General features: G+C 74.1%; 22 protein-coding genes. 13 read left to right on the plus strand and 9 right to left on the minus strand.

Going from position 1 to position 21,055, the window contains the following annotated elements; translation table 11 throughout:
- Nucleotides 1–41: 41 nt before the first annotated feature.
- The 8 genes from JK356_RS07795 (at nucleotide 42) to JK356_RS07830 (ending at nucleotide 6,501) form a co-directional block, all read left to right on the plus strand.
- A complete protein-coding gene (locus tag JK356_RS07795) occupies nucleotides 42–1,067 on the plus strand; it encodes an NAD(P)/FAD-dependent oxidoreductase (RefSeq protein ID WP_201866846.1) in 1,026 nt (341 codons plus the stop codon).
- A gap of 114 nt (nucleotides 1,068–1,181) precedes the next feature.
- A complete protein-coding gene (locus JK356_RS07800; RefSeq protein ID WP_201866847.1) occupies nucleotides 1,182–1,826 on the plus strand; it encodes a hypothetical protein in 645 nt (214 codons plus the stop codon).
- Nucleotides 1,827–1,946: 120 nt separating this feature from the next.
- The gene (locus tag JK356_RS07805; protein WP_201866848.1) at nucleotides 1,947–2,135 is read left to right on the plus strand and encodes a hypothetical protein; all 189 of its coding nucleotides are present in this window, start codon (nucleotides 1,947–1,949) and stop codon (nucleotides 2,133–2,135) included.
- Between the two features lie 240 nt (nucleotides 2,136–2,375).
- Nucleotides 2,376–2,564: a hypothetical protein gene (locus JK356_RS07810; RefSeq protein ID WP_201866849.1), complete on the plus strand. Its 189-nt coding sequence runs from the start codon at nucleotides 2,376–2,378 to the stop codon at nucleotides 2,562–2,564.
- Nucleotides 2,565–2,707: 143 nt separating this feature from the next.
- A complete protein-coding gene (locus JK356_RS07815) occupies nucleotides 2,708–3,631 on the plus strand; it encodes an ArsR family transcriptional regulator (protein WP_307815463.1) in 924 nt (307 codons plus the stop codon).
- Between the two features lie 175 nt (nucleotides 3,632–3,806).
- The gene (locus tag JK356_RS07820; RefSeq protein WP_307815464.1) at nucleotides 3,807–4,847 is read left to right on the plus strand and encodes a glycoside hydrolase family 43 protein; all 1,041 of its coding nucleotides are present in this window, start codon (nucleotides 3,807–3,809) and stop codon (nucleotides 4,845–4,847) included.
- A gap of 517 nt (nucleotides 4,848–5,364) precedes the next feature.
- Nucleotides 5,365–6,003 carry an AraC family transcriptional regulator gene (locus tag JK356_RS07825; protein ID WP_307815465.1) on the plus strand — a complete coding sequence of 213 codons (639 nt, stop codon included), beginning with the start codon at nucleotides 5,365–5,367 and terminating at the stop codon, nucleotides 6,001–6,003.
- Nucleotides 6,004–6,123: 120 nt separating this feature from the next.
- Entirely contained in the window at nucleotides 6,124–6,501 is a 378-nt protein-coding gene (locus tag JK356_RS07830) for a MerR family transcriptional regulator (protein WP_201866851.1), read from the plus strand.
- A gap of 73 nt (nucleotides 6,502–6,574) precedes the next feature.
- On the opposite strand, the gene JK356_RS07835 is transcribed toward JK356_RS07830, so the two are convergent.
- Nucleotides 6,575–7,933: a dicarboxylate/amino acid:cation symporter gene (locus JK356_RS07835; RefSeq protein ID WP_201866852.1), complete on the minus strand. Its 1,359-nt coding sequence runs from the start codon at nucleotides 7,931–7,933 to the stop codon at nucleotides 6,575–6,577.
- 345 nt (nucleotides 7,934–8,278) lie between these two features.
- Here JK356_RS07835 and JK356_RS07840 point away from each other — a divergent pair, with 345 nt between their 5' ends.
- Both JK356_RS07840 and JK356_RS07845 read left to right on the plus strand, forming a co-directional pair.
- Complete coding sequence (locus JK356_RS07840; RefSeq protein WP_201866853.1) at nucleotides 8,279–9,757, plus strand: MFS transporter; 1,479 nt, start codon at nucleotides 8,279–8,281, stop codon at nucleotides 9,755–9,757.
- Between the two features lie 23 nt (nucleotides 9,758–9,780).
- Nucleotides 9,781–10,911, plus strand: coding sequence for a cyclase family protein (locus JK356_RS07845; RefSeq protein WP_201866854.1), 1,131 nt, complete (start codon nucleotides 9,781–9,783; stop codon nucleotides 10,909–10,911).
- A 99-nt stretch (nucleotides 10,912–11,010) separates the two neighbouring features.
- On the opposite strand, the gene JK356_RS07850 is transcribed toward JK356_RS07845, so the two are convergent.
- The 3 genes from JK356_RS07850 to cynS form a co-directional block, all read right to left on the minus strand.
- On the minus strand, nucleotides 11,011–11,403 hold the full coding sequence (locus JK356_RS07850; RefSeq protein ID WP_307815466.1) for a GDSL-type esterase/lipase family protein: 393 nt from the start codon (nucleotides 11,401–11,403) through the stop codon (nucleotides 11,011–11,013).
- Between the two features lie 96 nt (nucleotides 11,404–11,499).
- Nucleotides 11,500–12,720 (minus strand): sorbosone dehydrogenase family protein, encoded by a 1,221-nt coding sequence (locus JK356_RS07855; RefSeq protein ID WP_201866855.1) that lies wholly within the window; start codon nucleotides 12,718–12,720, stop codon nucleotides 11,500–11,502.
- Between the two features lie 141 nt (nucleotides 12,721–12,861).
- Nucleotides 12,862–13,311, minus strand: coding sequence for a cyanase (gene cynS, locus JK356_RS07860; protein ID WP_201866856.1), 450 nt, complete (start codon nucleotides 13,309–13,311; stop codon nucleotides 12,862–12,864).
- A gap of 286 nt (nucleotides 13,312–13,597) precedes the next feature.
- Between cynS and JK356_RS07865 the strand changes: the two genes are divergently transcribed.
- Nucleotides 13,598–14,479, plus strand: coding sequence for a formate/nitrite transporter family protein (locus tag JK356_RS07865; protein WP_201866857.1), 882 nt, complete (start codon nucleotides 13,598–13,600; stop codon nucleotides 14,477–14,479).
- A 30-nt stretch (nucleotides 14,480–14,509) separates the two neighbouring features.
- Here the strand turns inward: JK356_RS07865 and JK356_RS07870 are convergent, their stop codons facing one another.
- The gene (locus JK356_RS07870) at nucleotides 14,510–15,706 is read right to left on the minus strand and encodes an MFS transporter (RefSeq protein WP_201866858.1); all 1,197 of its coding nucleotides are present in this window, start codon (nucleotides 15,704–15,706) and stop codon (nucleotides 14,510–14,512) included.
- A gap of 61 nt (nucleotides 15,707–15,767) precedes the next feature.
- Entirely contained in the window at nucleotides 15,768–16,877 is a 1,110-nt protein-coding gene (locus JK356_RS07875) for a LacI family DNA-binding transcriptional regulator (RefSeq protein WP_236670953.1), read from the minus strand.
- A gap of 198 nt (nucleotides 16,878–17,075) precedes the next feature.
- On the opposite strand from JK356_RS07875, the gene JK356_RS07880 reads away from it, so the two are divergent.
- Nucleotides 17,076–17,675, plus strand: coding sequence for an NADPH-dependent FMN reductase (locus tag JK356_RS07880; RefSeq protein ID WP_201866859.1), 600 nt, complete (start codon nucleotides 17,076–17,078; stop codon nucleotides 17,673–17,675).
- A gap of 51 nt (nucleotides 17,676–17,726) precedes the next feature.
- Nucleotides 17,727–18,437, plus strand: a complete 711-nt coding sequence (locus JK356_RS07885; RefSeq protein WP_201866860.1) for a hypothetical protein — start codon at nucleotides 17,727–17,729, stop codon at nucleotides 18,435–18,437.
- 50 nt (nucleotides 18,438–18,487) lie between these two features.
- Here the strand turns inward: JK356_RS07885 and JK356_RS07890 are convergent, their stop codons facing one another.
- From JK356_RS07890 to JK356_RS07900, 3 genes are read right to left on the minus strand one after another with little or no spacing between them, the layout of a single operon-like run.
- Nucleotides 18,488–19,210 (minus strand): SDR family oxidoreductase, encoded by a 723-nt coding sequence (locus JK356_RS07890; RefSeq protein WP_201866861.1) that lies wholly within the window; start codon nucleotides 19,208–19,210, stop codon nucleotides 18,488–18,490.
- Nucleotides 19,210–19,704 carry a VOC family protein gene (locus JK356_RS22330; protein WP_201866862.1) on the minus strand — a complete coding sequence of 165 codons (495 nt, stop codon included), beginning with the start codon at nucleotides 19,702–19,704 and terminating at the stop codon, nucleotides 19,210–19,212. Before JK356_RS22330 ends, JK356_RS07890 begins: the two co-directional genes overlap by 1 nt.
- The gene (locus tag JK356_RS07900) at nucleotides 19,701–20,978 is read right to left on the minus strand and encodes an MFS transporter (RefSeq protein WP_201866863.1); all 1,278 of its coding nucleotides are present in this window, start codon (nucleotides 20,976–20,978) and stop codon (nucleotides 19,701–19,703) included. The genes JK356_RS22330 and JK356_RS07900 overlap by 4 nt, the downstream gene beginning before the upstream one ends.
- Nucleotides 20,979–21,055 lie beyond the last annotated feature (77 nt).

Raw genomic sequence — 21,055 nt, forward strand, 5'->3', positions numbered from 1 at the left:
AAGCTTTGCTGCCGCGCGGGCGGCGGGTCCAGGGTGCCGGCATGAGTGAGCGAGACATCAACCACGGATTCCGCCCCGGCCGCAGCGACCAGGACGCGCACGCCAGCCTCCGGGGCCCGGGGCCGGACGGCACCTGGGACGTCGTCGTGATCGGCGGCGGCGCCGCGGGCCTGTCCGGCGCCATGAACCTGGCCCGGGTGCGCCGCTCGGTGCTGGTGATCGACGCGGGCGAGCCCCGCAACGCCCCCGCTGCCGCCGCGCACGGCCTGCTCGGGCGCGACGGCATCCCTCCGCTTCAGCTGCTGCGCCAGGGCCGGGAGGAGGTCGCCTCCTACGGCGGGCGCGTGGTGACCGGCCGCGTCGAGGCGGTGCGCCGCGAGGGCGGGCGGCTGGCGGTGCGGACGGCCGACGGACGCCGCGCCGTGGCCCGGCGGCTGCTGGTGACCAGCGGGCTGACCGACGAGCTGCCCGCCGTGCCCGGCCTGGCGGCGCTGTGGGGACGGGACGTGCTGCACTGCGTGTTCTGCCACGGCTGGGAGGCCCGCGACACCGCCGTCGGCGTCCTGGGCTCCTACCACCACGCGCTGATGTTCCGTCAGGTAACCGGCGACGTCACGCTGTTCCCGCACGACGGGCCCGCGCCGGCCGGCGAGCAGCGGCAGCGGCTCGACGCCCTCGGCATCGGCGTCGCCGGCGGCCGGGTCAGCGGCGTCGAGACGGACGGCCAGGGGCGGCTGGCGGGCGTGCGCCTGGACAGCGGGAACACGGTGCCGGTGCGCACGCTCGTGGTCGCACCCCGCTTCCGCGCCCGCGCCGCGTTCCTGCGCGACCTGGGCCTGGCGGCGCGGGAGCACCCCAGCGGCACGGGCGAGCATCTCCCGGTCGACGCCACCGGCTTCACCGGCGTCGAGGGCGTGTGGGCGGCGGGCAACGTCACCGACCCGATGGCCAACGTCACCGTGGCCTCGGCCGCCGGAGTGACCGCGTCGGGCGCGATCGTCATGAGCCTGCTTGCGGAGGATGCCGACGCCGCCGAGGCCGCGTCCGGCGGCGGAGGCGCTCGGTAACGTCCTGATCACAGAAAGCCGGAATCCCGGGCGGGTATACCGGGCGGGCGGCATGATCAGCGGACCCCCCACGCGTACAGCACAACGTGTCCGTTATCGGACTACGGGGGACTTATGAGCACGTCCCAGCAACCCGGGAACAGTGCCCGGCCGGCCAGCACGCAGGACGGGCCGCCGGAACAGCCGCAGTCCGCCCAGGCGGCGGCACCCGAGCCTCCGGCCTCCTGGCTGCGCCGCCGCAAGAACCTCCTCACCCACGCCGCTGCCGGCATCGTGTGCCTCCTCGTGGGCGTCGCTATCGGCGGCGGCGAGACCGACGACGCCGCTGCCAGCTACGAGCCGCCCGCGGCCGAACGTGACGCGGCCGGGGGTGACGCGGCCGGGGGTGAGGAGCCGGCGGACCACCAGGAGCCAGCCGAGGGGGACGCCCCGGACACACCCCCGGCCGGTGCGGCCGAGGAGGAGGACTCCAGGCAGGAAGCGTCCGGGGAGGAATCCGCCGCCGGCGAAGGGCCACGCACCACCGCCGGCGACGGCGTCCACCTTGCCGGCGAGGACATCGAGGCGGGGGAGTACAGCACCGAAGGGCCGGACCCGGACGGCATCGTCCCCTTGTGCTACTGGGCGCGTCTGAGCGATTCCAGCGGCGACTTCGAAGCCATCATCGCCAACGGCACCATCGAGGGCCCCGGCCGTATCACGGTCAACGAGGGCGAGTACCTGGAGCTCACCGGCGGCTGTGAGTGGCATCTGACGTAGCCGTCGCCCCGGTGCGGACGAACGCCGGCAGGGGAAGGCCAGCGGCGGGCGGAGAGGGGTCCCAGCGCGGCGGAGGCATAGTGACGGCTTCCCGCACACGAGACCGGAAGGACCCGCGCCATGAACCCCGTGCTCGTCGACTGGCTGACCCTGCTGCTGGCGCCTGTCATCATCGGCAGCGGCCTGGTCTCCTACCGTGGTACGCGCCGGGCGCTGACGTCCGGTCAGCCCCGGCCGGCTTCGAGCAACGTGGCGCAGGTCATCATGCTCGTGGCCGTGCTGCTGATGGCTGTCATCCACATCGCGTGAGGCGGGGCGCACGGCGGCGCGCGCCTGGGGCATCCCATTGACCGGACCAGGGCCAGCAGGGGTCCCGCCGGTCAGCGGGAATGCGGGGAATTCCCGGGGCACTGCCTTTCCATGGCCCGCGACCTGGCCGGTACCGCCAGCCAGCGGTCACGGGGCGTCAGCGGCGGCCGGGAGGGGTGCCGGTGCGGCGGAGAGACAGTGGCGGCCTACCGCACACCAGACCCCGGAAGGAGCCCTGCTATGAACCCTGTGCTCGTCGACTGGCTGAGTGTGCTGCTGGGCCCCGTCCTGCTCGTCAGCGCGGTGGTCGCCAGGCGTGGCGTGAGCCGGGAGTACACCACCGGTCAGCCCAGGTCGGAAGCGACGAGCAAAGCGCTGGCCGTCATGGTCGGGTGCGCGCTGCTGATGGTGGTCATCCACGTGGTGTGAGGCGGGGTAGACGGCGGCGCCGCGTCTGTTGATGTCCCGTTTATCGGGCCAGGCCACGATGGGGTCACCGGTTCGCATGGAACGAGGGGATTCCTGTGGCACTGCGTATCCATTTCACGGCCCGCGACCTCGCTCACACTCGGGTGACCACCGGGCCGGACGTCATGTGGGAGCTGGCCAGCAGCCTCCACCGCCTCCAGGCGCCCCGCGTTGCCGAGCGCTACCGGCCCTGGCTGCGGCACGTGCGCGGCCGCCTGGACAGGACCCATCTGCGGGGCGTGGTCCGGCTGCTGACGACGCTCGTGCCACGGCGCGGCGACTTCCCCGACTTCCTCACCCCGCCCGGCAGCTCCGGTTTCGGGGAATCCCTCGAATGCGTCGCCGCCACCCCGGCTGTCCGCATGAGGCGCGAGCTGGCGGCGGCGTTCGCGGCGGGCCGCCGCCCCGTCCCCGCCTGGGTGCGGCTGCTGGCCGACGGCGACCGGGAGGCCCGCCGGGACCTGCTGACCGCCCTGGCGGTGTACCACCGTGAACTGCTGCGGCCCTGCCTGGACGAGGCCAGGGAGGCCGTGCGCGGACAGCGGGATGTGCTGGGCAAGCACGTGCTCGATGGCGGCCTCGACCAGCTGCTGAGCAGCCTCTCGCCCAGCATCCGCTGGACCGCTCCGGTGCTGCGCGCCGACTACCCGTGCGAGAAGGAGCTGCGGCTGGGCGGGCGCGGCCTCACGCTCGTGCCGTCGTTCTTCTGCTGCGACTCCCCGGTGACGTTCATCAATCCCGAACTCCCGCCCGTGCTGGTCTACCCGGCGGCGGGCCAGTCCTCGCGCCCGCAGGCCCCGCAGTCCCTGGCCGCCGTGCTCGGACGCACCCGCGCCCTGGCCATGCGCGAGCTGCTGCGGCCGTGCTCGACCACGGAACTCGCCCGCCGTGTCGGTGTCTCCGCCGGAACCGCGAGCCGTCACGCGGCCGCGCTGCGCAAGGCCGGGCTCATCACCAGCACCCGGCAGGGGCCCGCGGTCATGCACGTCGCGACCCCGCTCGGCCGTGAACTGGCCGCCTCCGGCTGACCCCGGCACGGGGGTTGACGGCGCACCGGTAGCGGTTTCCAGTAGGACCAGCAGACCTGAGCCGCTGCCGGACCGCCGGGCGGCACCCGGGAGACAAGGAGCAACGCCGTTGCACCAGAACAGAGATGAGACAGGCGCGCCCGCGGCGCACGACGGGCGATGGAGCCGGCGGGGAGTGCTCCGCGGCGCGATGGCCGCCGGTGTCGCCGCGAGCGGCGGCCTGGCCGCCGCCGGAGCCGCCAGTGCCGCGCCCCGCCACCGCGCCGCCGCGCCGGTGTACGTGAACCCGCTCATCGAGCAGCGGGCCGACCCCCACATCACCCGGCACACGGACGGCCGTTACTACTTCACCGGCACGGTGCCCGAGTACGACCGCATCGTGCTGCGGCGAGCTGAAACGATTCAAGGGCTGGCGGCGGCCGACGAGGCCGTCATCTGGACCCGGCACACCACCGGCGAGATGGGCGCCCACATCTGGGCCCCCGAGCTGCACCACATCGACGGTGCCTGGCACATCTACTTCGCGGCCGGGGCCGCCGAGGACGTGTGGGCCATCCGGATGTACGTGCTGCGCAACACGGCCGCCGACCCCTTCACCGGCCAGTGGGAGGAACTGGGGCGGATCGTCACCCCGTGGGACACCTTCTCGCTCGACGCCACCACCTTCGAGCACCGCGGCACCCGCTACCTGTGCTGGGCGCAGCAGAACCCGGAACTCGGCAACAACAGCAGTCTGTTCCTGGCCGCCATGGACACCCCGTCGTCCATCACCGGCACCCCCGTCGAGATCTCCGTGCCCGAACTCCCCTGGGAGACCGTCGGCTACCGCGTCAACGAGGGCCCCTACGCCCTGCACCGCAACGGCCGGATCTTCCTCACCTACTCCGCCAGCGCCACCGACGCCAACTACTGCGTCGGGCTGCTGACCGCCGACGAGGACAGTGACCTGCTCGACCCCGCATCCTGGGCCAAGAGCCCCGAGCCGGTCTTCGCCACCAGTGAGGCGAACCGCCAGTACGGGCCGGGGCACAACTGCTTCACCGTCGCCGAGGACGGCGTGACGGACCTGATCGTCTACCACGCCCGCCAGTACCGCGACATCGACGGCGACCCGCTCCAGGACCCCAACCGCCACACCCGGGTCCAGCCCTTGCGCTGGAACGCCGACGGCACCCCGGACTTCGGCGCCCCGGCGCCGGACGGCCCGACGCCCTGACCGTGCTGGGCAGCTCGGCCGCCCCCGGTCCGCAACGGGGCGGTGTGCGCGTCGCGCACACCGCGGGCGAGTGAGGCTCTTCAGCTCGCCACCCGGAACCCGGCATGGCCGTCCACGGCCGGCGACATGCGCGTGCACGGTCAGGGTCCGGCGCCGCCGGACCCTGACCGTTCTTACTTCGTGTCCTCCCTTCGGCTCGCTCGCCGAAGGGCGACGAGACGCGCTCCTTCATGCCCGCAGCGGAGGAAGCAGAAAAGGGACCTGTGCCCACGTCTCAGCATCGTCGGACAGTGTTCGACCTCCGAGAGCCGGCGCTCCCCGTAAGGGAGCACGCAGCACTCATCGCAGCCGCTGAACCGCGATCCGCCCGGGGCCAGCGGGCGGGGAGCGCTGAGGTAACCCCTTCGGGTACAGCAACGCAGGAATGCCTTTCCCGGTCGGGGAGTCGTGCCCGACGTGATGGGAGAGGTGGGGCGCCGGGTTCCGGGACCGGGACGCCGGCGGGCTGGACCTGCGGGTGCTGCCGCGTCCCGGCGTGGTCGTCGTGATCGGGCTGGGTGACGAGACGTTCACCATCGAGGACACCACGGGCCGCCGGTCCTCGCGCGGCCTCGTCGCGGCGCTTACCCCCGGCCCGGGTGCGGGGCGAGCGCGTCGAGTGCGTCGAGGCACGCCTGACGCCTCAGGCCGCGCGGAGCTGGACGGATCGGGCGCCGCCCTGGAGGACGTGTGGGGACCGGACGGGCGGCGGCTGCGGGAACGGCTGGCCGGGGCCGGTTCCTGGGCCGAACGCCTCGCGCTGACCGACGCGTTCCGCCGCGAACGGGCCGCGCGGGGCCCACGGATGGCGCCAAAGGCCGCCGCCTGGGAGCGGATCGTGGCGCGCCGCGGACGCGTCCGCGTGGGCGACCTCGCCGCGTCCTGCGGCTGGAGCCGCAAGCGGCTGTGGTCACGGTTCCGGGAGCAGGTCGGCCTGACGCCGAAGCGCGCCGCCATGCTGGTCCGGTTCGACCGCGCGGCCCGCTCGCTGCGCGCGGGGCAGGACGCCGCCAGCGTTGCCCAGGCGTGCGGCTACGCCGGCCAGTTGCATCTCCACCGTGACGTCCTCGCCTTCGCTGGGTGCACACCGGACGCCGCCGCGCCGGGCGCGGGTTGAGGGGAGCGCCGGTGACGGCGGCCCGCTTGCCGTGCGGAGGGGCGGCGTGTGCTCCGCGTCCCGCTGCTTACGCTGAAGCCTGACATTGAGCGTCCAGGTCAAGCGGGTGCGGGGAGTCACATGCTCATCGGAGAACTGTCGCGGCGGACCGGTGTGAGCACCAGGGTGCTGCGCTACTACGAGCAGCAGGGCCTGCTGCACCCGAGGCGGCGGCCCAGCGGCTACCGGGAGTTCGACGAGTCCGACGTGGACACCGTGCGCCGGGTCCGGATGCTGCTGGCGGCGGGCCTGGGCACCGAGCTGATCCGCAGGGTGCTGCCGTGCATGGCCGATGACGGCGTCATTCTGGCACCGACCTGCGAGGACATGGCCCGGGATCTGCGGCGGGAGCGGGCGCGGATGGGCCGTGCCGTCGAGGAGATGACGGCCGCACACGCCATGCTCGACGCGATCATCCGCGCGGGGGAGCGGCGGACCCTGGCCGGGGCGGATCACTGACGCCGTCAACGCCGCGGCCCCGGGCTCGTGGTGGCCCGGGGCCGCGGCGCGCGGACGGCGGTCAGTGCCGTGGTTAGGCGGTGGCCTTCAGCTCCTCGCGGCGCGGCGCGGACGGCTCCGCGCTGGTGGCGTCGGTGAGGTCGAAGCTGGTGGCGCTGTCGTAGGCGTCCCGGTCGAGGATCTTCTCCCGGGCAGCCACGATGAGCGGCACGGCCGCCTGCCCGGCGACGTTGGTCGCGGTGCGCATCATGTCCAGGATCGGGTCGATGGCCAGCAGCAGGCCCACGCCCTCCAGCGGCAGGCCCAGCGTCGAGAGCGTCAGCGTGGTCATCACCGTGGCGCCGGTGAGCCCGGCCGTGGCGGCGGAGCCGATCACCGAGACGAAGACGATGAGCAGGTAGTCCTGGACGCCCAGGTTCACGTCGAAGATCTCCGCCACGAAGATCGCCGACAGCGCCGGGTAGATGGCGGCGCAGCCGTCCATCTTCGTCGTCGCGGCGAACGGCACGGCGAACGAGGAGTACTCGCGCGGCACGCCCAGGCGCTCGGTGACCTGCTGGGTGACCGGCAGCGTGCCGACCGAGGAGCGGGAGACGAACGCCAGCTGGAGCGCGGGCCAGGCGGCACGGAAGAACTGGAGCGGGTTGACCCCGGCGGCCAGGCGCAGCAGCAGCGGGTAGACGCCGAAGAGGACCAGCGCGCAGCCGATGTAGACGTCGGCGGTGAAGGTGGCGTAGTCGCCGAGCAGGTCCCAGCCGTACTCGTTGATGGCGCGGCCGATGAGGCCGGTGGTGCCGATGGGGGCCAGCCGGATGACCCACCACAGGGCCTTCTGGAGCAGTTCGAGCGCGGCCTCGCCGAGCGTCACCAGCGGCGCGGCCTTCTCGCCGAGCTGGAGCGCGGCGATGCCGGTCGCGGCGGCGAGGAAGACGATCTGCAGGACGGCGAGCTCGGTGAAGGGCGTTACGACGTTGGTCGGGATGATGCCGGTGAGGAAGTCGAGCCAGGAGCCCTGGTTGTCCGGCAGCGCGCCGTCGGCCGGGGTCAGGCCGGTGCCGCGGCCCGGGTTGGTGAGCAGGCCGATGGCCAGGCCGATGGCGACCGCGATCAGGGAGGTCGCGAGGAACCACAGCAGGGTGCGGACGGCCAGCCGGGCGGCGTTGGAGACGTTCCGCAGCCGGGTCACCGAGACGGCGATGGCGAAGAAGACGAGCGGCCCGACGGCCAGGCGCAGCAGCTGGACGAAGATTCCGCCGATCTCGTCGAGGGTCCGGCCGAGCCAGTCGACGTCCCAGGTGCGGGCGGCCCAGCCCAGCAGCACGCCGGCGACGAGGCCGATCAGCACCTGGACCCAGAACGGGGGCAGGGATATGCGCGGCTTCCGGTCGCGCGGCGGGGCGTCCTTGGAATCCGGGGACGAATGCGTGGACACGGTCACACTCCGGTCAGGGGTTTGGGTGAGCGGATGACGGCGGGCGCGGGCATGGCCGCGGGCGCGCGTGAGCGCTGAGAGGCGTCGGGCTGGGTGGTGCGACGGTCAGCGACAGGCCGCGGTGAGACAGCGGCAGAGATCGATGTACAGGCGCGCCACAAGCAGCTCCCCTGGGGGCGGCGAGACGGGCGCGGCTGCGGTAAGCACAACGAGAACCGTAACACCGGTGCGGGAACTCCGTCACGGGCCGGGGCGCCGCGTGGCCGCGCGGCCGCACGCGGTTATGGCGCGGGGGGCGGCGGACCGGCCTTGACGCGACGACTCCGTACATGCATAAGATCTCTTATGCGAGAAAGAGTTCTTAGCGAGAGTGCTGAGTCCGCCGTCAGCACACCCGACTCCTCGCGCGAGCCCTGGCGGGTGGCGGCCCTGGTCTGCCTCGCCGCCTCGTTGCTGCCGATCTCGCTGACGGGCGGAGCGCTGGCGGCGCCGCACGTCGGCTCCGAGTTCGGCAGCGGCGTCGCGGCCACCCAGTGGGTGGCGAACGCCTACATGCTCACCTTCGCCGCCTTCATGGCCGTGACCGGTTCGCTGGCCGACCGGATCGGCCGGCGGCGGGTGTTCCTCGGGGGCCTGGTGACCTTCGCCGCCGCGCTGTACCTCGCGGCCGCCGGGCCGTCGATCGTCGTGGTCGACATCGCCAGGGCCGTCGCGGGCGCCGGCGCGGCCAGCGTGGTGACGTCGGGCAGCGCGCTCCTCGCCGCCACCTACACCGGCGCGCGCAAGAGCCGGGCGTTCGCCATGCTCGGCACCTCCTTCGGCCTCGGGCTCGCGTGCGGCCCGCTGATCGGGGGCGCGCTGATCTCCCTGGGCGACTGGCGCCTGCTGTTCGGGCTCATCGCGGGCGCCGCCACCGTGCTGTTGGCCATCAGCCCGTTCGTCATCCAGGAGTCCACCGGACCCGAGGGCGAGATCGACGCCGTGGGCGGGGTGACGTTCACCGCCGGGCTCGCCGCCCTGATCACGGCGCTGGTCGAGGCGCAGCAGCGCGGCCTGACCCACCCGGTCGTGGTCACCGCGGCCGTGGCCGCCGCCGCCCTGTTCGTGACGTTCACCGTGACCGAACGCCGCCGCGCCGAGCCGCTGTTCGACGTCTCGCTGTTCGCCCTGCCGAAGTTCCTCGCGGTCTGCGTCGTGCCGACCGTGCTGGCCTTCGGCTTCGTCGCCCTCGTCGTCGTGCTGCCGCCCTACCTGGAGTCGGTCGAGGGCGCCGACTCCGGCGAGGTCGGGCTGTGGCTGGCCGCGATGACCATGCCCGCGCTCGTGGTGCCGATGTTCGCCGGGCTGGTGGCCAACCGGCTGGCGCCGCGCACCATCCTCGCCGTCTCTCTCGCGCTCCAGGCGGCGGGCGCGGTCTGGCTCGCCACCAGCTTCAACCCGGCCGGACTCGCCCTGGTCGGCGGGGGCTTCGGCCTGTCGCTGTCCGTCCTCGACGGCACCGCCGTGTCCGTGGTCGACCCCGGGCGCAGCGGCATGGCGGCCGGGCTGTTCAACACCGTCCGGCTGACCGGCGAGGCCGTCGGCATCGCCGCCGTGGGCGCCGCGCTGTCCACCCTGCTGCACGGGCGGATCGGCGACGACGCCGCCGAACTGCTGCGCGGCGAGCCCGCGGGACAGCTCGCCGCCGACTACACCGGCGCGCTCGACGTCGTCCTGTGGACCGTCGCCGGGCTCTCCCTCGCCGGTGCCGCCGTGGTGTGGCGGCTGCTGTCCCAGCCAGAACCCGCGCCGGCGACTCCCGAGCCGGCCGTCCTCACGTCGTAAGAGTCGTAAGAAAGGCACCCAGCATGTGCGGTCCAGCCCTGATGCGGCAGGTGGCGATGTCCGGCGCCGGGCGCGCCGTCGCCAGCGAACTGATCAAGCGCTACGCCCGCGGCGGCTACGGCGGCCAGGCCGCCCCCGCGCACGACGGCGGCCACCCCGACGGCGCTGCGGCGCCCGCGCCCCAGGCGCATGACGGCCACGTCCACGGCGGCCAGGCCCACCACAGCCACCACGGCCAGGCCCACGACGGCCAGGCCGCCCGTCACAGCGACGCACCCGAGAGCGCGGCGTTCGACGGCGACCGGCACCAGGAGACCGCCGACGGCGGGCCCCGCCGCCGCGGCCGGCTCGGCCGGCGGTCGCTGTTCCGCTTCTCCGCGCTGACCACCGCGGGCGTCGCCGCCACCGCGGCCATGGGCGGCGTCGCCGCCGCCGACTCGCCGGCCCGCTCCTGGGCGCACGGCGGCGCGCGCATCGCCGACCTCACCCACGAACTGCACGAGGACTTCCCCGTCTTCTACCCCCTCGTGCCGCAGCCCCGGCTCAACCAGGTCCGGTACCTGGAGACCGACGGCTTCAACGCCAACGAGATCATCTTCAACGAGCACGCGGGCACCCACATCGACCCGCCCGGCCACTTCGACGAGGACGGCGTCACCCTCGAGTCGCTGCCCGTCGAGTGGCTCGTCGCGCCGCTGGCGGTCATCCGCATCGCCGACCGCGCCGCCCGTGACCCCGAGACCACCCTGACCGTGCGGGACATCCTGGCGCACGAGCGCCGCCACGGCCGCCTGCCGGAGCGGGGCTTCGTGGCCGTCGACGCCGGGTGGACCTCCCGCGTGCACCGCCGCGCCGACTACCTCGGCGAGAGCGACGACGGCGTCTTCCGCTTCCCCGGCATCAGCCCGGAGGCCGCCGCGTTCCTCGTCACCGAGCGGAACATCGTCGGCGCGGGCGTGGACACCAGCAGCCTCGACGGCGGCGTCGCCGAGGTGCCGGAGACGCACCAGATCCTGCTGCCCTCCGGCAAGTACGGCATCGAGAACCTCGCCGCGCTCGACACCGTCCCGGACCGGGGCGCGCTGCTGGTCGTCGGCGCGCCCAAGCACCGCGGCGGCTACGGCGGCCAGGTCCGGGCGCTCGCGCTGTACTGACCGCCCGCTACCGCCGCCGGCAGCCGGCCGGCCGCCACCTGACCGGTCCCTGGCCCGGACCCGCCCCGGGCCAGGGACCGCCGCGTCCGGCGGCCGTCCTCACGCCGCGGTGACCAGCTCCGTCCAGGCGCCCGCCAGCACCTCGTGCCCCTCGCCGGTGGGATGCACCCCGTCATCGGCGACCTTCCCCGGCCCGCCCAGCAGCCGCGCCGCCCGCGCCAGCAGCCCGCCGGCGGGCAGCAGCACGGCGCCGGACTCCGCCGCCAGCCGCCGCACCACCTGTATCCGGGCGTCCAGGTCCGGCCGCCAGTCCCACTGCTCCTGGCGGACCGGCAGCAGGAAGGGCTCGATCAGCACCAGCCGGGCGTCCGTCGCCTCGCGCAGCCGCGTCAGCAGGTACCGGTAGTCGGCCTCGCAGGTGTCCCCGCGCGCCGCCGCTCCGGGGCACGCCATGCGCCGCCAGGTGTCGTTGATGCCGACCAGCACAAACACCGCGCAGTCGCATCAGCCCCCGTCTCGTGTCGTACCTGCCGGCGGAGTGTCAGGGGCCACCCTGCGCGCGGCCACTGACACTCCGCCTCCGGACCGTTACTCTCCGGCGTCCGCCGGTGCGAAGCCGACGCGGTGCAGGCCGCCCGGCAGGTCGTTGACGTAGTACAGCTCGCCCTCGGCCGTCTCGCCGAACGCGGTGACCTGCGTCTCGAACGTGCCGATCGCCGCCTGCTCGTAGCCGCCGCCCTCCGCCGGGCGCAGCGCGAACGCCGTCGACGAGCAGTAGTCCGACGCCACGTACGTGCCCTCGGCCAGGTCCGCGAACTCCTCGCCCCGGTAGACGTAGCCGCCGATCACGGCGCAGCCTTCCGCGGACGTCTGGTAGGTGAACACCGGCTCGGTGAACTCTGCGCCGTCCGGGCAGTGCTCCGGATCGAACTCCACCGAGCCCTCCCGGCACGACCAGCCGAAGTTGGCCCCGCCCGCATTCGGCGACAGGTGGTCGATCTCCTCCTCGGTGCCCTGCCCGACGTCGCCGATCCACAGCGAGCCGTCGGCCGCGTCGAACGAGAACCGCCACGGGTTGCGCAGCCCGTAGGACCAGATCTCCGGGCGTGCCCCCTCGGTGTCCACGAACGGGTTGTCCTCCGGCACGCAGTACGCCAGGTCGCCGCAGGCGGCGCTGACGTCGATCCGCAGGATCTTGCCCAGCAGGGTGTCCAGGCTCTGCCCGTTGTTGTTCTGGTCGCCGGCGCCGCCGCCGTCCCCGATGCCCAGGTACAGGTAGCCGTCGGGGCCGAAGGCGAGCTGGCCGCCGTTGTGGTTGCTGTTCTCGGCGTGCTCCTGCGACAGCAGCGGCTCCAGGCCGCCGTCGTCCAGCGTGTACCGCGCCAGCGTCACCGCGCCGTCCGGCAGCGCGGTGTACGCCAGGTACAGCTCCTGGCTCTCGGCGAAGTCCGGCGGCAGCGCGATGCCCAGCAGGCCGCGCTCGTTCCCGGAGCTGTCGACCGCGTCGGTGATGTCCAGCAGCGGCTCGTCCGCCAGGCCGGAGTCCGGGTCGTAGACCCGGACCCTGCCCGGCTTCTCCGTGATGAACAGCCGGCCGGTGCCGTCGTCCGGCGCCGCGATCGCCGTGGGCCGCTCCAGGCCGGAGGCGACCTGCTCGGTGGTGACGGTCAGTTCGTCCAGCGGCACCGCGGCCGTGCCCGGCGGGGCGGCCGCCGCCTCCTCCTGCGGGGTCAGGCCGTGCGCGGTCAGGGGAACGAGCCCGGCGACCGCGGTGGCCAGCAGCAGGCCGGTCAGTCGGCGTGGTGACATGGCGACTCCAGCGGATTGTGGGGGAATGTGGGGGTTTCGGGATGCCCCGCGGCGCCGCCGCCCGTGGCGGCGCCGGTGGCGGACCGGACGGTACCGGCACTCCCCGCACACCCGCCAGAGGGCGTAACTCCCTTCAGCCACTCACCACTTGTAGTCCAGGAACTTCCCGTCGAAGGTGACGACGACGCGGTCGCCGTCCGGATCGGGCCGCCGGGCCAGGTCGACGCGGAAGTTGATGGCGCTCATGATGCCGTCGCCGAACTCCTCGTGGATCAGCTCCTTCAGCGCGGGCCCGTACACCGCCAGCGCCTCGGCGAAGCGGTAGACCACCGGATCGCGCATCAGCTCCTCGCCCGCGCCGCGCACCGGCGGCAGCCGCAGGCTCTCGGCGACCGCCTCGTCCAGATCCAGCAGCTCGCACACCTGCTTGGCCTGGTCCGCCGTCAGCGGGTGCTGGCCCAGCAGCGCCGCCGTCGTCCACACCAGCGGCGTGCCCAGGTGGGAGGCGATCTCGGCCCAGGACAGCCCGTTGCGGATACGGGCGGCGGTGATCAGCTGGGCGGCTTCCGGCTTGGGCATGACCGGGGTCATCGTGTGCTCCTCACATCCGGGGGCGGGGGCGTCCAGCCTGGCCCTTTCCCGCGCCCCGGGCCATGGCCCGCCGGCAGCCGACACCAGCCTTTTACGGCCGGGACACGCACCGGGCCGCCGGCGGGGCCCGGGGCAACCGCCCGGAAACCGCGGGGAAACCCGGCGGGCCGGCGGCCGGCGCGCGCCGCCCGGTGAGGCCGCCGTGACGTGATGCTTTCCGCGCCGACACGGCCAGGAAATCTCCGCTGCCGAGGCTTCACCGGACAGTCCAGCGAAAGAGCGAACCATGTCCTACCTGAATCCCTCGGAGTTCGTACGCAAGATGATCGACGCCGGCGAGGCGAAGGTCTTCATGTCGACCCGGGACACGCTGATCCGGGCGTTCATGGCCGGTGCCATCCTCGCCCTGGCCGCCGCGTTCGCCGTCACCGTCACCGTCGAGACCGGCCAGCCGCTGCTCGGGGCACTGCTGTTCCCCGTCGGCTTCTGCCTGCTGTACCTGCTGGGCTTCGACCTGCTGACCGGCGTGTTCACGCTCGTGCCGCTCGCGCTGCTGGACCGGCGGCGCGGGGTGACGCCGCGGGGGGTGCTGCGCAACTGGGGCCTTGTCTTCGCCGGCAATTTCGCCGGCGCCCTCATCGTGGCGCTGATGATGGCGGTCATCCTCACCTACGCCTTCACTGTGGACCCCAACGAAGTCGGCGAGCGGCTCGGCTCCATCGGCGAGGGCCGCACGGTCGGCTACGCGGACCACGGCGCCGCCGGGATGCTGACCCTGTTCCTGCGCGGCGTGCTGTGCAACTGGATGGTCTCCACCGGCGTCGTCGCCGCGATGATGTCCACGTCCGTGTCCGGCAAGGTCATCGCCATGTGGATGCCCATCCTGCTCTTCTTCTACATGGGCTTCGAGCACTCGGTCGTCAACATGTTCCTCTTCCCGTCCGGCCTGATGCTCGGCGGCGACTTCTCGCTCGCGGACTACCTGCTGTGGAACGAGATCCCCACGGTCCTCGGCAACCTCGTCGGCGGCCTGACGTTCGTCGGGCTCACGCTGTACGCCACGCACGCCCGCACCAGGCCCGCGCGCACCCGCCCGGGGGAGGAGGGCGGCGGCAGCGAGCCGGTGCCCGCCCCGGGACGCGAGCCCGCCCCGGCCGCGGCCGAGTGAACTGCCGTCCCCGGCGCGGGGGCGCTGCCGTCAGCCGCCGGCGTCCCCCCGCGGCCGGGGGTCGAGGATGCCGGAGGTCAGCAGGATCACCAGGCCGGCGAGCGGAACAATGGCCAGCCCGAGCCGGATCGAGGAGGCGTCCGCGACGAGGCCGACCAGCGGCGGGGAGAGCAGGAAACCGACCCGCGTGAGGAACGCCGTGATGGTGATGCCCGCGCCCGGCCACAGCCCCGGGATCTCATCGGCCGCGTGGAAGGCCGCCGGGATGAGCGTGGCGATGCCAAGTCCCGCCAGGCCGAAGCCGGCCACGGTGGCCGGCACCGACGGCCACAGCAGGGCCGTGCCCATGCCGGCCAGGGCGAGGGTGCCGCCGATGCGCGCGGTAAGCCGGTCGCCGAGCCGCTGGACGACCCGGTCGCCCAGCAGCCGGCCCACGGTCTGGGCGCCCTGGAGCGAGGCGAACGCCAGGCCGCCGACAAAGGCGTTGGCCGCCAGCTCGTTCCGCAGGTACACCGAGCCCCAGGAGGCGCCGGAGTCCTCCACTACGGCGGCGGCCGCCGCCAGCAGCCCCAGCACGGCCAGCAGCCGCACCACCGCCCAGCGCGCCCCGGGGGGTACCGCGCGCTGGCCGTCGCCGCTGGATTCGCGCTCAGTGTCCTCGGCGCCCGGCAGCAGGTAGCGCAGCGAGACGAGCGCCGCCGCCGCCGACACGCAGCCGGTGACGGCCAGATGGACGGACAGCGGGACCTGGGCCTGTGCCGCGCCGGCGCCCGCGAAGCCGCCGAGGACGGCGCCGACGCTCCACACGCCGTGGAACGAGTTGAGGATCGACCGCTGGTACAGCCGCTGCACCCGCATGCCGTGCGCGTTCATCGCCACGTCGGTCACCGCGTCGAAGCTGCCCGCCAGGAACAGCCCGGCGCACAGCAGCGCGTAGTTCGGGGCCGTGCCGACGAAGATGATGTTGGCGCCCGCCAGCGCCTGGGTGCAGACCGCGGTTCTGGCGGAGCCGAAGCGCTTGATGAGCGGGCTGGCGGCCAGGCCCAGGATCAGGGCGCCCAGCGGCATCGCCGCGATCGCCGTGCCGAGGGCGGCGTTGCTCAGGCTGAGGCCGTCCTTGATCTCGGGGTACCGGGGAACGATGTTGGCGAACGAGAAGCCGTTGACGAAGAACAGGGTGGCGACGGCGACGCGTGCCTGCACGGCAGTGCCGACGGCGGTAGTCATAGGGCGTGGGTGATTCCTGCTCGCAATCGGACACTTCCGGGGCACAAATACGCACACGATCCTACAAGCGGGACGCGGGGTGCTCCAGAGGCGCGGTGGACTCCCTGACGATCAGCGCGGTGCCGAGCGTCGTCTCCGCCGCACCGCCCGCGGCGGCGCCCGCCGTGCCGCCGCCCTCGCCGTCCGGCGGCTCGATCGCCTGGATCAGCAGGTCCACCGCGGCGTGCCCGGCGGCGGTGGTCGGCATGGCGATCGTGGTCAGCCGGGGGCGGCTGAGGCGGCCCGTGGCGCTGTCGTCCACGCCGACCACGCTGACGTCGCCCGGCACGCCGGCGCCGCGCGCGGCCAGGCCCTCGATCAGGCCGACCGCCACCAGGTCGTTGTAGGCGATCACCCCCGTCGCGCCGGTGCGCAGCAGGTCGCCGGCCGCCGCCGTGCCGCCGTCCTCGGTGGGCGGGACGGGGCCGAGCACCGACAGCGCCAGGCCCCGGGCCGCCGCGGCCCGTTCGGCGGCCCGGCGGAGCTGCGAGCCGGTCCACGAGCCCTTCGGGCCGGTGGCGACGGCCAGGCGCCGGTGGCCGAGCGCGGCGAGGTGCTCGACGGCGAGCGTGGCGCCGTGCGCCACGTCCATCAGCACCGTGGCGTGCGCCCGGCTCCTGCGGTTGACCAGCACCACCGGCAGGTCGCCGCCGGTGCGGGAGAGCACGGCGTTGGACAGGCGCGGGCTGACCAGGACGAGGCCGTCGACCTGCTGGCCGAGGGTGCGGATCAGCTCCTCCTCGGCGCGCGGGTTCTCGTCGGTGTCGGCCAGGAACACCTGGTAGCCGTGGAGGCGGGCGCGCGACTGCGCGGCCTTGATCAGCGGCGGGAAGAACGGGTTGGCGATGTCGGCGACGATCAGGCCCAGGTTGCGGGTACGGCCGGTGGTCAGCGCGCGGGCCGTGTGGTTGGGGCGGTAGCCGAGTTCGGCGGCGACGGCCAGGACCCGCTCGCGGGTCTCCGCACGGACCAGGTGCGGCGTGGACAGGGCGCGGGAGACCGTCGAGACGTGCACGCCGGAGGCGCGGGCGACGTCCCGCAGCGTCACGGCCATGGCGCGGCCTCGCCGGGGCGGCGGACGCGGCGGTCCGGTGGTGGTCTCCTCACGGCCCACACAGTAGCCGCTGGGCATCCACCGCGTCCCTGGGGTGCAACCGGTTGCGCCGCGGCAACTCCGGTGCCAGCCGGACCGGCTGGGGCGCACCGGGAGGGCCGGGGCCGCACCGCTCAGGGCCGGAGTTGACTTCAAGTCGACTTGAGATTCGAGGGTGGTGGCGTCACCGCCCGCCGGAGCGACCGTCCGGCGGGCCCGGAGGAGAGGTATGCCCTGATGACCACGCACACCACCGGCCTGCGCGCCGCACTGATCACCGCCAGCGTCCGGCAGGGCCGCTTCGGCCCCGTCGTCTCCGACTGGTTCGCCGGCCGCGTCCGCGCCCACGGCGCGTTCGAGCCCGACGTCATCGACCTGGCCGGGACCGGGCTGCCGCTGGAGCTGCCCGGGGCGGGCGCCACGCCCCCCGCCGGGGTGGCCGCCGCCCTGGGCAGCCTGTCCGAGCGGCTCTCCCGGGCCGACGCTTTCGTCGTCATCACCCCCGAGTACAACCGCAGTTACCCCGCCTCGCTGAAGAACGCCATCGACTGGACGCACACCGAGTGGCAGGCCAAGCCGGTCGCCTTCGTCAGCTACGGCGGGCTCTCCGGCGGCCTGCGCGCCGTGGAGCATCTGCGCCCGGTCTTCGCCGAGATGCACGCCGTCACCATCCGGGAGACCGTCAGCTTCCACACCGCGTGGGAGGCGTTCGACGCGGCCGGGCAGCCGGCCGCCGCCGAGCGGTCCGAGGCCGCCGCCACCGCGCTGCTGGACCAGCTCGCCTGGTGGGCGCGGGCCCTGGCCGACGCCCGTGCCGCGCGGCCCTACGCCGCCTGATCCCGGTCACACCCGCCGTTGACGTCCCCTGGCACCGGAAGGACCAGCATCATGATCCCCACCACCGCGACCAGCCGCACCGGTTCCGCCCCCGTCCCGGCCCTCCCGGCCGCCGGGGCCGCCCGCGCCCCGTTCGTCGCCAGCGCCCGCTGGCGGGTGACCGGCGGCCGCGCCCGGCAGCAGGCCGCCGCCGACGCCGCCCTCGCCGCCTGGCGGCGCGAGCCCTGGCCGAGCGGGCTGCTGGCGCTCGACTGCTTCCTGAGCACCGACGGCACGCTGGTGTGGTTCCTGGCGGGCTGGGAGTCCGCCGAGGCGCACCAGCGCGGCCGGCGGGCGCCCCGGTGGCGCGGCGTCACCGAGGCCGCCGCCCGGCCCGAAGCGGACGTCGCCCTCGCACACGCCGTCACCGCCCGCGCGCACGGCCCGTTCGGCTCCGTCACCGGCGAACCGGCCTGGCCGGGCTGCACGGTGCTCGTCACCATCGACACCGACCAGGCCGCGCTCCAGCCCGTCGTCGCCGGCACCATCGCGGCGCACGTGGCGTCACCGCCGCCCGGCAGCCTCGGCGGACGGCTGTTCTTCGCCACCGACGGCCGCCACGTCCTCAACTACGCCGAGTGGACGAGCGAGGAGGTGCACCGGGAGGCCGTCGGCTCGCCCGTCCTCGGCGGCCGCGACGGCATCTTCGCGGGCATGGCCGGCATCCGCGGCAGCAGCATGAACCGCTACCAGCCCTACCGCCGTTTCACCGCGCCGGCCTGAGCCCGGCGCCCGCCGCGCGGCCCGCCCCCCCGCGCGGCCCGCCCCGCCGGTCAGACGGCCTGGCCGGTCGGGCGGACGACGAGGGTGTTGATGTCGGTGCCCGGCGGCTGGGACAGCGCCCAGACGATGGTCTCGGCGATCCGGTCCGAGGACAGCGCCGGGCCGGGCGGGCGCTCGCCCCGGCTGTCCCAGAACGGCGAGTCCACCCGCCCCGGCGCGATGAGCGTCACGCCGATGCCGTCGCCCGTCACCAGCTGCCGGGTGTTCTCCGCCAGCCCTGTCACCGCCCACTTGGTGACGGAGTAGACGTTGCCGGGGGTGTTCTTCACCCCGGCAACGCTGCCGACGAGCACGATCCGGCCGCGCGTCTCCCGCAGCGCCGGGAGCGCCGCCTGGATCAGCAGGATGGGGCCGAGCACGTTGGTGAGGACCATCTCCCGCCACGCCGCCGGGTCGCCGTCGGCCAGCGTGTCGTGCGTGGAGAACCCGGCGTTGGCGACGATGTGGTCCAGGCGCCCGAACGTCTTCACCGTCCGCGTCACGGCCTCGGCCACATCCGCCGCGTCGCCGGCGTCCCCGGGTACCGTCAGCAGCCGCTCGCCCGCGTCCGCCTCGGCGGCGAGCCGCTGGAGGTTGGCCTCGCGGCGGGCCGTGGCGGTCACGCGGTGGCCGCGCGCCAGCAGGCGGTGCACGGCGGCCGCGCCGATGCCGGTCGAGCCGCCGGTGACCAGCGTCACGGGGGCGGCGCCGCCGCCCGGTGCGGTGTCACTCATCAGTCGTTCTCCTTACCCTGCTCGGCCGCTTCTCCGGCGGCTGCTTCCGCGTCCTCGTCGACGACGGACATCGCGGCGCCCTCCGGATGCCAGGTGGCGAGGAAGGACGGCTGCCGGGCCAGGTCGACCAGTTCGACGAACCCGCCGACGCTGTCCAGCCGGTGGTAGACGAACGGGCGGCCGTAGGGGCAGCCCGAGAAGTGCTCGGGATAGCCGCGCCGCGTCAGCCGCCGCGCGCCCGCCGCCACGGAGGTGGACCAGAACCCCAGGTGGTGGAACCGGGCGCCGTCCGAGGAGTCCCACGGGCTGCCCGGCGGGCCCTGGATCAGCTCGATGAACGGCGGCCCGCCGCGCGTGAAGACGATGCTGTACTCCCAGTCCGCCAGCCGGTCCTGGCGCGGCTCGTGCCAGGCGACGCCGCCCGAGCGCGTCAGATCCCGCATCGCCCGCCGCAGGTCGGGGACGGCGAAACACACGTGGTAAAAGGACGTCACGACGGCGTCACCGCCCTCTCCTCCGCCTCGCCGGCCGCCGCGGGAGACTGCTCCTGCCCGCCGTCGGCCGGCGGCGCGGACGCGCCGGGCGGCGGGAAGGCGTGGCGGCGCGCCGTGACCGCCAGCGCCAGCGCCCCGGCGAAGACAGCGAAGCTCAGCCACGGCAGCGACGCCGTGCCCGCGGCGTCGAGCGCGATGCCGCCGGTCATCGCCCCGGCGGACATGCCCGCGTTGAGCACGGTCACCACCATCGACTGCGCCACCTCCGCGGACGCGCCCGCGGCCCGTGCCGAGGCCGCCTGGAACATGGTCGGCGCGATGCCGAGGGTGAAGCCCCAGAACGCCATGGTCCCGACGACCACGACCGGCAGTGTGCCGCCGGTGCCGAAGACCAGCATGCACCCGGTGAACAGGCCCAGGGAACCAAGCACGACGGCGCGCAGGTTGCGGTCGATCAGCGCCCCGGCCGTGAACAGCCCGCCCATCGACGCCACCCCGAACACCAGCAGCACCGGCCCGACGTGGTCCTCCAGCCCGGACCGCTCCAGGAACGAGGCCACGTACGTGTACAGGTTCATGTGGCCGACCTCGAAGGCGAACGCCGCCAGCAGGATCGCCGCGATGCCCGGCAGCGCGAACACCTTGCGCACCGGCGTGCGGGAGGCGGCCGGCTCCCCGGGGAACGGCGGGATCGACCACAGGATCCAGACGGTGACCGCCACCGCGAGCAGCCCCATCGTGGCGAAGGTGTAGCGCCAGCCGAGGAGGCTGCCTGCGAACGTGCCGACGGGAACGCCGAACGCCAGCGCGAGCGGCACGCCGGCCATCGACACCGCCAGCGCCCGGCCCTTGAGGTGCGCGGGCACCAGCCGCATCGCGTACCCGGCGAGCATGGCCCACTGCACGCCCGCCGCCATGCCGGAGACCACGCGGCCCACCAGGGTGAGGGCGTACACGGACGAGACGGCGGTGAGCAGGTTGACCGCCGCGACCACGGCGATCGTGGCGAGCAGCACGGCCCGTCTGGGCAGGCCGCGGGTCAGGGCGGTCAGCGGGATGGCCGCCACCACCGACCCGGCCGCGTAGACCGTCAGCAGCTGCCCGGCCTGGGACTCCGACACGTCGAGGCTGTCGCTCAGCTGCGGCAGCAGCCCGGCGGGCACGGCCTCGGTGAGCATCGTTAAGAACCCGGCCGTGGCGAGCGCGAGCAGCCCGGCGAGCGGGAGCCGGTCCCGCTCGGCGGGCGGTGAGGACGTCGGCGATGCCTTGGACACGATCAGTTGTCCGCCTTCGGGGTAGTGGGGTTGCGCAGGGACGTGGGGTACCGCCGCCCCGGCACCGGGGGAAACGG

The organism is Streptomyces sp. 7-21 (assembly GCF_016741785.1).
Taxonomy (GTDB): domain Bacteria; phylum Actinomycetota; class Actinomycetes; order Streptomycetales; family Streptomycetaceae; genus Streptomyces.